Below are 13,346 nucleotides of genomic sequence, written 5' to 3'. Positions count from 1 at the left end.
GGTGTTTTTATTTTGTGTTAAAAGCAGTGGCTAACTTGATTTTAAAACTCGCCAAAGATTTAAAACAGACAAGTTAGCGTCATTTGCGTAATCGGCAGCACCAGAATCAGTCAAATTGTCCCTGTTTGCAATCAGACTAGACAGATTCGACAGGCTACTCAATCCCCAGCCAGCCAAAGAACCGCCCAAGTCTGAATCATCAATTTCAACTTTTTCCAATTCTGTCATCTGTGATAGTACTTTACTATTACCGGCCTTGAGTACTTCTAGATTTGGACTATCAATGATCTTAAGGTCAGTCGGCGTAGTGGCATATTCCAATCCGGTTAAGTCGCTGATACCCGATAAGGTCGGCACGGTTTTCAATTTGGCAAGATTGGCCTTGGTTAAATCGCCCAGCTTTTCCTTGGTTAACTCAGCCTGCAACTGTGTCCGTAAATTGGCATCGGGCATCCAATCGTCTAGGACTTCCGTCACCGTCAACGTGAGATCAATGACCTTCCCGTTGACAGTGATCATGATATCTGACGTCAGGTCATTGACACTGAGCTTTTTAAGGCCCGAAGCCGTTAACGTGAAATTAATCCTACCACTCGCTAGGTCAGATGTATCAAAACTAATATCGTCAGCCGTCAGGTACTTGGCATTACTGGTGTCATTCGTATCTTCATAGTCAGTGGGCACCTGGATCTGAACATCCGAAGCGTCCGTCGTGCCTAAGTCGAGATCTGTTGTAGCTATTGTTCCCGTTTGACTAGACTGGCTCATCTGTACTGTTTGTGCTTTCTGTGTCGGCTCTGGCACCGTTGCATCCAACGTATTATTCGAATTGTAGTAAGTGGCAATCCCTCCGTTCACCAGTGAACTAGCGACATGATCCGCAATATCGAATCCAGAAATGTTTAGTGCCTTGCCACCCCATGTGTTGAGGTCAACCCCAAAATTGGTTTGACTAGGCGAATCATGCGTGACTCCGTTTGGTAAAGTCGGATAGGTCGTCATGTTGTGATAATCAAAACCACCATCAGCGTTCACAAATCCTTTGTACCAGTTAGATATTGGGATATACGCTTCATGCTTTGAAAAAATGGGATCATACGTGATGTTTTCCCCAGGTGTCAGTGTTGTAACTGCAGTACCCTTTTTATCATAAGGAACTTGGGCATAATTAGGCATCCCTATCTTGTTATCATTGGTCAACGTGTAAGTCACAGTTGGTGAAGCTGACAAATCGAGTTTGGCAAGATCTTTTAAATCAACGTCTTGATCAGACTCCGCGTCTATGGTTCCCAAGGTCCCCGAAACTTTAGTGAGGACTGACCAATCCCCGGTTGTTTTGTCTCCTGGTGCCTTCTCAATAGTCGAACCAGTGAAGTCATATCCCTTCAGTTTATTCGCATACTGCAACCCGGTTAGATCAGTGATCCCTTTCACATGATCATCACCAGTATTTAAATAGCCTATATCCGTGAGCATTGTCTTAGTTATTTGTGAGTTAGAGGTTATTGGGGCATATTTAGCCGAAGAGTGACTAGTACTATTCAGTGCAATACGAATGGCATCCTGTAATTTCACATCCGGCATCCACTCATCAATCGACTCATCACTAGCCGTCGACGTATCGCTAGAACTAGTCGACGAACTAGCATTAGTCGTTGTGGTCGCCGCAAACACCGTCGAACTCACCGCTTGCAGTGGCACCGTTACCGAAATCATGAGTACCAGTAGCAGATTTAAAATTTTCATTTTGCTAAATTTGCTAAACATGGTACGCCTCCTCAATCCCCTATGTCTGAATTAAGCTTGATCCGAGTTATTCTGGCCTAAATGCTTCTTCAGCCACTTGTAGAATTCATAAATCAAAACCAAGATCGCTAAGGCCACGATCGCATACATCAAGTAATCCTTCCACGTCTTCCGTGGGCCGAAGTTGGCCGCATGCCGTTTGACATTATTGGCCTGCGCATTCGTCACGGTGAAGTCTTTATGGAACGTCCAGGAATAGCCGCCCTTGGCCGTCAATGTTCCCGCCAAAACGTAGTGGCCCGCCGCTAACTGCTTAGTCTTCAAATCCATATTCAGCTTGAATTGACTCTGTGGCGCAAAAGTCATCTGTTGCTTGGTAAATGTCATCACTTTTTCTTGCTTGTCATTCGTCAACGTTGCGTGGAGTTGGCCTTGCCCCACCAGTCCAGCAGTCTTATTAGCCATCCCCAAGGTCAACGTCGGCCGTGCCTGGGCCAACCGATAGCCCGCCTGACCAATCTTAACGTCAGGAGCCGTCGTGGTCCGTTTAATCGCGTTGTAGAACTCCAGTCCCACCACGTACTGCACGTGCGCAACGATCCCGGTAGACTTCTTAGCACTAGAACGGGCCTGCTTAGCCGCATTGTGCTCAGCGATCGTGAAGCCCCCGAGCATCAGGCCGTCAAACGTTTTAGCTGGCGCCGTGAATTTATAAGACACCTTGACCGTGTGCTTGCCTAAGACCTTGACCGACTGCGTCCGAGCCGGCGAAATGATCTGTTTGAGCTGTGCCGGTAACTTCGGATTGGTGTTATTCGTGCCGTAATCCAGAATCCCATTGGCGTTGGTTGACGCAATCCGCGGCGTCACGTCAAACGTCTTCGTCTGCTTGGCATTGTTAGTGACAGATAGGACTAGGACTCGCTTCTGCCCAGGCGTTACTTTAAAGTCAAAATAGTCCACGCGTTTCGCATTATCTGCGGGTAATTCTGGGGCTACCGTGAAGCTGGCGGGCACCCGCTGACTGGCTGCACTTGCCGACATAGACCGGCCGCCCAAAGCCCAACTCCCCAACGTTACGAATAGAATGAGCGTGAAGAAATAGGCCCACTTGTGTTGTCGTCTCATCATCAAATACTTCTCTCTTTAATTAATAATATGTATAAATGAAAATACGACAGGCTGAGAAAACATTCTCACCTGTCTGTATTTTCAAGTTTTGACCACCTGTTGGGTGATCACTGGTGACGCCGCGCCCGGTAGGCCCGGAGTCCCAGTGCAACTAGCATCACGACACCTAAGAAAACCGAGAAGCCCACGCCGACTTCACCGGTCTGCGGCAAACGGCTCCAAGGAACCCCCGCCAGGGTTTGCGTAGCCTTGACTGGCCGTGATTGTGGCACCACCGTCGTCGCGCGCCGATCACTAGCCGGCGAGCCAGTCGAAACAGCGTTAAATACCGGCAATTGTGGTAGCTTCGTTCCCGAAACCAAGAGCGCGCGATTTGGGATCTGCGTTGGTGTCGGTGCCTTCGTTGGTCGAGTGGTATGTTGACTAGTCGCCTGACTGGTTTGTGTAGCGGGCTGAGTCGTCGAATGACTCGGAATCGTTGCCGATTGATTAGCCGCCCGACTCGACGTATTTTGCGAACTACTCCCCGAGGCTTGGCTTGAGCTATGACTGGACTCTTCCCCTATCGTCACGCCGACTGATTTTTGCGTCATCATACGCTGGCCCCCTTTGCGACTTAACGGATGTGTTGACGAGTTAAGCGGTTGGCCCGGCCGTTAATTCATAGGTTAAATCAGCCGTGTAGCTATCCGCATAGGCAGCTGTTGGCAAGGTTAACGTTGACTTGGCAAAATCAGCCGTTGCGGTACCCATGCCTTTACCACTTGCTGCGCTGAAAACGGGTGTTGCCGAAGTACTTCCAGCAACTAAATCAGTCGTCGTGGCATCTGTTCCAGCTGCTACACCGGCCTGGGGTGTTGTTGTCTTCATATTCAGAGTCGCCCCCAGACTCTGTGTCTTATTCTTGGCGCCAGTGAACGTCCCCAACTTGGCCGTGACGTTCCACCCACTGCCTGTCCCAGTCTCGTCATCAACAGCAAGATTCGAGTCAGCATATTTGTCAGTATCTGCATTCTTAGTATCAGCAAAGTTAGTCGGTGATAACGTTTGCGATTTATTCGATACATTAGCCGAAAAGTCGAAAGATGGCGCTTCAATACCACCACTAGCCGTATCAGTGCCGAAGGATAGGTCTCCCCCTTTTACCGTGACGCTCGCCGACTTATCTGCCGTTGCCGCTGGCGTATCCGCCGCATTAGCAATCACCGGAAAAGCTCCAGGTAAAGCCATTCCCAATGCCACTGCCGAGATTAACAATTTCGCTTTCATTTTCATGATTTGCTCACTTGAAAGCAGCTCTGGTCGCTGAACTGCCTCCAAGTCCCCTCTTTTCTATATGTATGTAGGTTTGCACGACGTCGGCCAATATGATTTTTGATGAACTTTTTCATCGTTCAATTGTTAGTTTGTTTGTTTTATTAACAACTGAACATATTTTATTATAGCACAAAGATAAGTCGCTTTCGATCGCGTTACTGGCACCTCTTTCATCAAAATCATCACGTTTACTAACGTCTAAGCCCAGCGATTGCGGAACCACGAGATCCGTTTTCTCGGCATTCAATGATACTTACCACTTGCTGTGACGAGCTTCACTAACTGAACTTTTTTACAAGAAAATGCCCCCTAATGGTCAGACTGACTTGTCCAATCATTAGGGGGCGCTTCTCGTATTTTAGCGCAGTAGATCTAGCGCTTAATCTTTCTTCCGTTTCAATCCAAACCAGCTACCGACACTGAGCACGGCCAGTAGCACGACACCCCACCAGCTCGACGTCGTTTGCTCGCTAGTTTGTGGTAATGTTGTTGCCTGTGTCTTGGCTAGGGTCCGCTTGGTTGCGGGCTTAGTCGCCGTCAGCTTAACTGGCCATTGGGCGACCGCTCGATCCGCACGTCCTGCCGTGATGGTCTTAACTGGAGTGACCGGCTTGGCTTGACGCTTAGCGTTCTGCTGACCCTTGATGCGGTCCGCCTGCTGCCCACGATTAGGCTTAGCCGGCTTCGTTGGAGCTTTCGGTTTTGTCGGATTTGCCGGATTTACTGGCTTCGTTGGTTTCTCTGGCACAACCTGATCACCATCGCCGCCGCTCGTCACCTTAGTATAAATGTAAGTGACAGCGCTGTCATTTGCACCAAACGTGCCTTGCGCATTGGCCGGTGTGGTCGTCAATTGGTACCCGCTGACCATTACCGGTGCCGTGGTATAGGTGTCACCCTGGCTTCCCGTCAGCACCTTATCTGGCGCGATCTTGGTGCCATCCGCCGTCTGATAATGCACGGTCACAGTGACTTGATGCGTTGCCGGTGGCGTGACGATTGCCGCCTTGGTATAGATGTAAATAACCTGTTGCGGCTGATCCGTAAACGTTCCTGTGGCTTGGCCTTGAACCTTCTGCAGCGTATAGCCCTGGATCGACTTGGCCTGCGTGGTGTAGGCGTCCCCATACTTACCGGTCAAAACGGTGGGTTCCGCCACAGTGGCTCCGGTCGTATCCACATACGTGGCCGTCACGGGTGCCCCGTCATTTTGGTCGTAAACGTAGGTCACCTCAATGGCGTCCTTGCCAAAGGTTCCCGTTGCATTTGCGGGGAGCTTGCTCTGATCCAGCGTGTAACCTGTCAGGGTCTTAGGCGTCGTGGTATAGGTCTGACCGACCATCCCCGCGTCCAACACCGTTGCCGGGGCAATCGGTGCGCCCGCTTGATTCGTGTAATGAACGGTGACCGCGGCCGCCGTCTCGGCATTGTTAATGTAAGGCACGTAGTATGTCGTGATTCTATCGCCCGCGCCGTCATAGTAACCCGCCACCAGATAGTACGTGTAGGGTTGCTGATGAACGCCGACGCCAGATCCCGATTCAACCGCCGTACTGGTCATTGGCCCCGGTGTGATCTGTGACTTCACGATCTTAAACTGGACCTGATCATCACCGACCGCTGTGCCGTTAGCCCCACGACGATAAGCATTCAGAACGAAGGGGTTCCACGTGTACCAATTCCAGTAGTCCACGTCGATCGCCGACCATGCCGGTTCAGCGTAATGGCCCACCACGGCATTGTAATTTTGAGGGAGCTTCAAGCCGAGGTTGGAAACTAGGACCGTATCCTGCCCCTTCTTCAAGTAGACCGGTGCCCGCATAATGTCTTGTCCGGAAATATTTAAACCGTTAGAACTAAATTGACGCGCATCTAACATTGAGAAATCGCTAATTTCATTATTGACCGCCGAAAGATACGTGAGCTTCTTCATGTTGGCCAGCGCACTGATGTCACTAACCCGGTTATTTGAGAATTGTAAAAAAGTTAAATTGGTTAAACCCTTGATTGGCGATAGGTCCGTAATGTCCCCGTGCCAATACCCGGCCAGTTGATTGTGATTCGTGCGGTCCAAGACGTTGAGTAAATCCAGGCTCTGCAAATTGGTGGCGTACTGAAGTCCTTCGATTGAGTAGGACGCCTTCCCATCAATGTATGAGGAATACTGCGTTTGAAGTGAAAATGACTTCAACAGTAAGAGATCACTCTTGGTGATATCCGCAACGGCGTTCCACGTCTTGGCTCCCGGCGTAGTGCCATAGCTGGGATCTAAAAAGTTATTGTCCCAGGTTGAGTGACTACTCCCCTGCAACGTCCGCAGCAAGATCGTCTGTAGCTGCTTATTGGGCATCCACTCATCAATCGGTGCGTTGTCATAAACCAATTGGTCATTGTCATTGGTCTGGTTAGTCGTAACTGCTAGACTCACGGCCGTCCGCATTAAGGCTGCACGAGCAGCCACCGGCCGAGAAACGGTAGTGGTTGGTTTGACGGCAGTGACTGGTTTCTCAACTGGTGCCGCTGACGTGGCCGGTTTTACCGGCTGAGTCGTGGTGTCCTTAGCTGGTTGGTTAACCGGCGTCTGTTTAGTTGTCGCTGGTGTGACTGGCTTTACCGCCGTGGTGACCTTTGGCGTTGTCTTGTCAGCGTCAGCGGTCCCCGACTTATCCGTTGCTGGCACCGTGGTCGGCGTCTTTGTCGCGGCTGCGGCAGTTGTTGCTGTCGTTGTTGTCTTCTCAGTTGCCGGCTTGGGCGTCTGAGTCAAAGTCACGGTCTGCTGATCCGCTTTCCCTGGCTGCACTTCACTCGCACGGTCTGCATTGGTCGACTTGTTCTGCGGCAGTTGATCGGCCTGAGCTGTTCCGGAAAATGCCAACAATGAGCCCATGGCGATTCCCGCAACAACCCACTTTGTTTTAGCCTTATATAATTTAAATCGAACTTTTGGCGCATTCATATCCAATCGTCCTCCCCAAAAACTGTTTCTCCGCTTCACTACTTAGTATCGTACCACACATTTAGATATATGTAACATATAAAGACTGGATTAATTGATAATCGGAAAAATAGGTAAAGCATAAAACAGTTGAACACAATTTGAACATTCTCGCGAAATACGGGGAATCGCTCGTTTTTAATGAGTTATCGAACAAAAACAAGAATTCAGTCTATCTAATGGCATCGATTTTTTCGTAAGTTAGTCAACAGGGTTGCCGACTATTACACGCAGCGTTCTAAAAAAAACGGATAACCTCAAGTGTGAGATTACCCGCTATTTCTATTTATTCTGCGAAGTCGTGTCGTCTATGACCGGTCCTTTTTAACTCGTCATACTAGTTGCGATCGTACGCCCACACCGTCAGTGGCGCGAAGATCACCACCACCCCAATGCCAAACGCCAAGACCAACCAGGCTTCCGGCGTCCAACTCCCCGTGGCGAGGATTTGCCGAATCGCCGTAATCACGTAGGTCACGGGATTCAGGTGGGCAATGAACTGCAGGGGCTTTGACAGCGAACTCAGTGGGACAAAGGCATTGGACACGAACGACAGTACCAGCATGGTCATGGTCGAGAAACTTTGGACGGTCGCCGCACTCTTGGCTAATAACCCCAGTAGCGCAAATAGCCACGACAAGGCCCAGCCGGTGAAGATGGCAAGTAGACCGCTGACGACCACCCAACCCAAACCGGCAGTTGGGCGCCACCCCATGACATATCCCGTTGTCAGCGAGGTGATCGTGGCAATGAATAACCGTAAGCTATCAGCAAAGAGCTGGCCGGCTAACGGCGCCACGTGGGCCATTGGTAACGACTTAAACCGATCGAAGACGCCGGAGTCGAGGTCTTCTCGGATCTGCGCCCCCGAGCCCGAGGCCGCCGACAACATCGTTTGAACCAAGATACCGGGAACGATGATGGGCAAGTAGGCCTTAACGCCCCCAGCAATCGCACCGCCAAAGAGATAGCCGAACATCAGCATGAATAAGACGGGTTGAACGATCACATCCATAAAACGATCCGGATTGTGAACCGTCTTCAATAGGTTTCGGTAGGCCATGGTGGCCGTATTCATCACTAAATTTCCACTGTGCGTTTGTACTTCCATTTTGCATCCCGCTTTCTAGTTTTGACCAATCGTTAAGTCCATAAAGACATCATCCAGCGACGGTTCCTGAACCGACAGGTGATCAATCAGAATCTTTGCCTGATCCAGCGCTGCCAAGATCAGGGGTAATTGGGCGAGCTGTGTCAGCCGCACGCTCAGCCGCTGCCCGGTCTGCTGGACCGTCCCTGCGACCTGTGCGGCCACCAATTTGACCGCCCTGGCCACTTGAGCGCCCTGACTCACCGTGAAGGCTAGTTGGGTGCCACCCACCTGTTGCTTGAGCTCGGCCGGCGTCCCCATCTTGACTAGTCGGCCGTGGTCGATGACGGCCAGGCGATCCGCCAGTTGATCGGCCTCATCCAGGTACTGCGTGGTAAGCACAATTGTTGAGCCCTGCTTAACCAGCCCACGAATGGTGGCCCACATCTGCGTCCGCGTGCGGGGGTCCAGTCCCGTGGTCGGCTCATCCAAAAAGATCAGGGCAGGTCGGGTAATCAGGCTCACGGCCAAGTCCAGGCGACGCCGCATCCCCCCGGAGAAGTTGGCCAACGCCTTATCCGCCGAATCTGCCAGCGAAAAATCTGCGAGAAGCTCAGCCGTCCGTTGCTTGGCGGCCGCACGGGAGAGACCGTTTAACCGCGCAAAAATCATCAGGTTCTCGCGGGCCGAAATGTCTTCGTCTACCGAGGCGTATTGCCCGGTCAGCCCAAACATCGACCGCGCCAAGCGCCCCTCCTTCACCGTGTCGTGACCAAAGATCTTCACTTGACCCGCGTCGGCTTTGAGTAGCGTGGTGAGCATTCGCAGGGTCGTGGTCTTCCCCGCCCCGTTAGGCCCAAGCAGCCCGAAGACTTCCCCCTGCCGAACGTTAAATGACAGATCGTCCACCACCATTTTCTGCCCAAACCGCTTGCTTAAGTGACGGACTTCAATTGCATGAATTGCTGACATATTCATTCCCTCTTAGCTTTTTTATTTAATCAGGTCACCTGACTAAAAATATAATAAGGTCCCCTGATTAAATTGTCAAGACTTGGCCTTAAAAAATATCAGGTGCCCTGCGCATCATTCTCGGGTATAATGAGCTCAGGAGGTCGGTTACATGCCTAACTTAATGAAACAAAGAAACGCGGCTGGGAAGCTGATCGAATTTGGCATGGTGCGCCACACCGCCGACGAGATCGCCCACCGCACCCACGCTGACAAGGGGGATCACCAATCGCCATTTCAGGGTCAAGGCAAGATTTTGCTGGCGCTGTCCCAAGCGGATGGCCTCTCGCAAAAGGAGCTCGCCACGCGCCTGAATTTAACGGCGCAGTCTACCGCCGAGTTTGTTAATAAACTGGTCAAAAAGCGACTGGTTACCAAGGAAAAATCAACGGCCGATCGCCGTAAGACCATCATTCGGTTAACCGACTTGGGCCGGCGGACGGCCACCAAGGAATCAGCCAAGGTGCCAGAATTTCTGAACGTTTTGTCTGACGAGGAACTCGATCAGCTCACCGCCATCTTGACGAAAATCAACGCGAGTCTGTACGACGAAATTAATACTGCCAATCCGACCTGGTTTAAAAATCTCCAGGGATCGGTGGCAGATCACTTGCGCGATTGGTTTCTTTAATTTAGCTGCCCTACAAAATTAGTAAAGGGAGGAATTGGCCTTGTCCAATAACGATAGCCGGGTACTGGGAAATCCCAGTGGCGAGAAGAAGCACTACACGATTGGTGAATTTGCCATGATTAATAGAATGAGTGCACGAATGCTCCGGCACTACGACAAGATTAACCTTATCAACCCCCAAACGGTCTTAGCAAACGGTTATCGCTATTACACCTCCGACCAAATTCCAATGATCTCTCTAATTAAGACCTATCAGAATTGCGGGTTTACTTTAGCTGAGATTGCCAGCCTACTGAATGCTAACGACGCAACCATCCGGACAATGGCTAAAACCAAACAACAGCAATTGGCGCAACAGGACATCAAGCAGGACCAAGCCAACACCCTACTGCTGGATTTATTGGGCGAAGGTACTGCGCCACTGCCAGATGATAACGTCGTCTCGGTGACCAGGCAGCCTGAACGCCACTTATTCAGCGAGAGCGTTCCCGTTCGTGAAGGCGAGATCGATGTCGCCTTCGATCACCTTTACGGGGTGCTCGAACACCCCGGCATTCATCCAACTGGTCTGTCCCTGCTACTCTGTGACTTAGAAGATGAGAACGCCGCATACCGGGTTGCGGTACCCGTATCGCCGGGTACCACGCTCCCCGCCACACTCAGCAGGGTGACCCTTCCCAGTGGTGACTACCTGTCAACCTTCCATTACGGTGACTATGATCGCATTGGGGCCGCCTATGATTGCTTACTTCAGGCCGCACAGAAGCAGAATCACCAGCTGCTCATGCCCTTCATTGAACGCTATCTCTTGGATAGCACCTACACTGCCGATCGCAACGCCTACATTACGGAAATTTCTGTCAAAATAACCCCTTGACCTTGTCACAGTGTCAAGGGGTATTCTTTCTTTGAATCGAGAAAGGACTGCCGTAATGAAATTAGTTAGAATCGTCTTGTGTTTTATCTTGGTTTTCTTGAGTAGCTGTCAAGTCAATAAGGAGGCGACCACCGTGTCCACTTACAATTTCCCTAGTGAAACAGCACCACATGAAGGTACCTGGCTGACCTGGCCGCACCGCTTCACCTACGGCCGTGCCTACAGAAACGACCTCGAGCCGATTTGGGTAGCGATGACCAAGTCGCTGGTCAGCGGTGAGCGCGTCCACATCATCGCCTACAATGCGAAGGAACAAGCCCGTATTTCAAAACGGTTGACGCAGGCAAAGGTGCCGCTGCATCGGGTCGATTTCACCCTTGCCAAGAGTGACGACGTTTGGTCACGAGACACCGGCCCCCTGTTTGTACGCGACACCACTGGAAAGCTCGCCATTGCCGACTTTTCCTTTAACGGCTGGGGACGTAAGGCACCGTATAAAAGAGATAATCAACTGCCCGCGATCGTCGCTAAAGCCCAGAATATACCCCGCCTTCCAATTCCTAAGTTTGTGTTGGAAGGTGGCTCGGTAGAAATGGACGGGCACGGAACGGCAATGTTATGCCAAAGTTCCGTTCTGAACCCCAATCGCAATCCCGGTCTGCACGCCCAGCAGGCAGAAGCCTATATGAGAACCTATTTCGGTGTGAAACATTTTATCTGGCTTAAGGGGGTTGTTGGGGAAGACATAACGGACGCCCACATTGACGGTATCGCCAGGTTCCGCGATGACCAGACGCTGTTGACGGTCTCGAAACGGGACTTTTCCCAGCTCTACGACGGTATCGATATGAAGGATTATGCTACCCTACACACGGCGACCAATGCTGCGGGCACGCCGTATAAAGTGATTGAACTCCCCATGACGGCCAAGAATGTCCACGGTTTGGACTACAAGGGGAGCTATCTTAATTATTATGTTGGCAATAAGGTCGTCCTAGTCCCGACTTATCAGGATAAACATGATCAGGTGGCCCTGAAGACATTAGGGCACCTCTATCCCGGGAGAAAAGTCGTTGGAATTGACGTGACCAAGTTATATCGCTACGGTGGCATGCTGCACTGTGTGACCCAGCAGCAGCCCATGGCTTCGGCTCATGATGATTAATGCTGTGCATTTGCCACCTCTAAATCTGCTATACTAGTACTAGAAATAATTCAGTGACGTAATTTTAAGGAGGATGAACGATATGCATCGGGGAATCACGCTTTTTCTACTGGCCTTAGCAACCCTTGCCCTGGGCGGTTGTGCCAATCAGGGCGCCACCCAACACGGCACGGATTACCTCAAGATCTACAACCACCACGACCGGCAAATCTACGCGGCAACCGGCCGCCGCAGTAAGACCATCGTTGCCCACATCCCACAAACGTACAATAATATTTCTAAAAAGAAAATTCCGCAAGATGCCAAGCCCAGCTACCGCTACGTCATGCACCACGCCAAGCATGACGTCAAGATTACCATGCAAGTTTATTCGAACTATCACTACGCCAAATTGTCCGGTGTGCCCGTCATTGGCGGTGGCGTGGTAAAACTGACGCCCCAGAATTATCAGAAATTAAATCATCCCCGGAACTTTATCGACTAACTTTTATCAGCAGGACCGGGCATTCTCTAAGCAGGGGCAATGTCCTACAATATTTTGGAGGGAATTCTGAGCACCCTCGGCGTAGTCAAGTCCCTAAACTGGTTGTTTTTGGGAAGTACTGCAACTGCTTTAATTCTTGTGTTGGTGGTTCAAGGGGGGTATCGGTGGACAAACCGATCAAACTAAATTTGACACCGTAACTTTGTCGTAGCGTTTGATAGCAGGTTCTAAATTAAAATCTGCTATGGATATTACTTGAAAAGATCTGAATGTGAACCTGTATCGATAAAGCGCACAAATTCGCCGTCATACTTATAAATTAGTAACCAGTCTGGCTTGATATGTAACTCACGCTCCGGCTTTCGATTGACCAGAGGGTGATCATTATAGTGTGGTTCCAACGGCGCATCTTGTAACAATTTATGGTAAATAGCGTCGAGGTCTTCTTTCTTGTAGTGTCCGCCCTTCAAGATCGTTTTATAATACTTTTTAAATTGCCGCTCGAAGGCCGGTCTATAGCTAGGCTTAGTCATTTAACCAGTCCAACCCTTTCTCAGGATCATTAAATTCGACGTAGTCTTGACTCTTCAAAGCTTTTTCTAATCGTGGTGTGGGTTGTGATACCTCAAAAGGAATGCCCCCAGCCTCAATTGATTTTTTTGCAAAGATACGAAAAGCCTCTCCGGGCGTTAACCCCACTCGGCTAAGAACGCTTTCAAAGTCTTTTTTTTCTTGATCATCCATTCTGAAATGCACCTGACTCGTCATAACTAACACCTCCAGCCACATGGTACCATGTGGTACCGAAAACGCAAGCATTTTAATCAGACATCAGTCAAATCGTCTAAATCCTACTTGTTCATGCCACCATCAACTAATCTTTTCTCACTAAAGCAGTC

13 protein-coding genes are annotated in these 13,346 nt (G+C 50.3%); 4 read left to right on the top strand and 9 right to left on the bottom strand.

Going from position 1 to position 13,346, the window contains the following annotated elements:
• Positions 1–30 precede the first annotated feature (30 nt).
• The 7 genes from FD28_RS02625 to FD28_RS02595 form a co-directional block, all read right to left on the bottom strand.
• Positions 31–1,767 (bottom strand): hypothetical protein, encoded by a 1,737-nt coding sequence (locus tag FD28_RS02625; protein WP_057732287.1) that lies wholly within the window; start codon positions 1,765–1,767, stop codon positions 31–33.
• Positions 1,768–1,797: 30 nt separating this feature from the next.
• Positions 1,798–2,877 (bottom strand): DUF916 domain-containing protein, encoded by a 1,080-nt coding sequence (locus FD28_RS02620; protein WP_083478097.1) that lies wholly within the window; start codon positions 2,875–2,877, stop codon positions 1,798–1,800.
• A 107-nt stretch (positions 2,878–2,984) separates the two neighbouring features.
• The gene (locus FD28_RS02615) at positions 2,985–3,473 is read right to left on the bottom strand and encodes an LPXTG cell wall anchor domain-containing protein (RefSeq protein ID WP_057732283.1); all 489 of its coding nucleotides are present in this window, start codon (positions 3,471–3,473) and stop codon (positions 2,985–2,987) included.
• A gap of 40 nt (positions 3,474–3,513) precedes the next feature.
• Positions 3,514–4,152, bottom strand: coding sequence for a WxL domain-containing protein (locus FD28_RS02610; RefSeq protein WP_157059816.1), 639 nt, complete (start codon positions 4,150–4,152; stop codon positions 3,514–3,516).
• Between the two features lie 421 nt (positions 4,153–4,573).
• Positions 4,574–7,150, bottom strand: a complete 2,577-nt coding sequence (locus tag FD28_RS02605) for a MucBP domain-containing protein (RefSeq protein WP_057732280.1) — start codon at positions 7,148–7,150, stop codon at positions 4,574–4,576.
• A 376-nt stretch (positions 7,151–7,526) separates the two neighbouring features.
• Entirely contained in the window at positions 7,527–8,300 is a 774-nt protein-coding gene (locus FD28_RS02600) for an ABC transporter permease (protein WP_057732278.1), read from the bottom strand.
• Positions 8,301–8,315: 15 nt separating this feature from the next.
• Positions 8,316–9,251, bottom strand: coding sequence for an ATP-binding cassette domain-containing protein (locus FD28_RS02595; RefSeq protein ID WP_057732276.1), 936 nt, complete (start codon positions 9,249–9,251; stop codon positions 8,316–8,318).
• A gap of 151 nt (positions 9,252–9,402) precedes the next feature.
• On the opposite strand from FD28_RS02595, the gene FD28_RS02590 reads away from it, so the two are divergent.
• The 4 genes from FD28_RS02590 (at position 9,403) to FD28_RS02575 (ending at position 12,447) form a co-directional block, all read left to right on the top strand.
• The gene (locus FD28_RS02590; RefSeq protein ID WP_057732274.1) at positions 9,403–9,921 is read left to right on the top strand and encodes a MarR family winged helix-turn-helix transcriptional regulator; all 519 of its coding nucleotides are present in this window, start codon (positions 9,403–9,405) and stop codon (positions 9,919–9,921) included.
• 40 nt (positions 9,922–9,961) lie between these two features.
• Positions 9,962–10,798, top strand: coding sequence for a MerR family transcriptional regulator (locus FD28_RS02585; RefSeq protein ID WP_057732272.1), 837 nt, complete (start codon positions 9,962–9,964; stop codon positions 10,796–10,798).
• A gap of 133 nt (positions 10,799–10,931) precedes the next feature.
• Positions 10,932–11,963, top strand: coding sequence for an agmatine deiminase family protein (locus tag FD28_RS02580; RefSeq protein WP_057732269.1), 1,032 nt, complete (start codon positions 10,932–10,934; stop codon positions 11,961–11,963).
• A gap of 82 nt (positions 11,964–12,045) precedes the next feature.
• On the top strand, positions 12,046–12,447 hold the full coding sequence (locus FD28_RS02575) for a hypothetical protein (protein ID WP_057732267.1): 402 nt from the start codon (positions 12,046–12,048) through the stop codon (positions 12,445–12,447).
• A 251-nt stretch (positions 12,448–12,698) separates the two neighbouring features.
• On the opposite strand, the gene FD28_RS02570 is transcribed toward FD28_RS02575, so the two are convergent.
• A complete protein-coding gene (locus tag FD28_RS02570) occupies positions 12,699–12,980 on the bottom strand; it encodes a type II toxin-antitoxin system YafQ family toxin (protein WP_057732265.1) in 282 nt (93 codons plus the stop codon).
• Complete coding sequence (locus FD28_RS02565; RefSeq protein ID WP_057732263.1) at positions 12,973–13,215, bottom strand: type II toxin-antitoxin system RelB/DinJ family antitoxin; 243 nt, start codon at positions 13,213–13,215, stop codon at positions 12,973–12,975. Before FD28_RS02565 ends, FD28_RS02570 begins: the two co-directional genes overlap by 8 nt.
• Between the last annotated feature and the right edge of the window lie 131 nt (positions 13,216–13,346).

The organism is Levilactobacillus hammesii DSM 16381 (assembly GCF_001434395.1).
Lineage (GTDB): Bacteria > Bacillota > Bacilli > Lactobacillales > Lactobacillaceae > Levilactobacillus > Levilactobacillus hammesii.
This window is presented reverse-complemented; position numbering and strand designations above follow the sequence as displayed.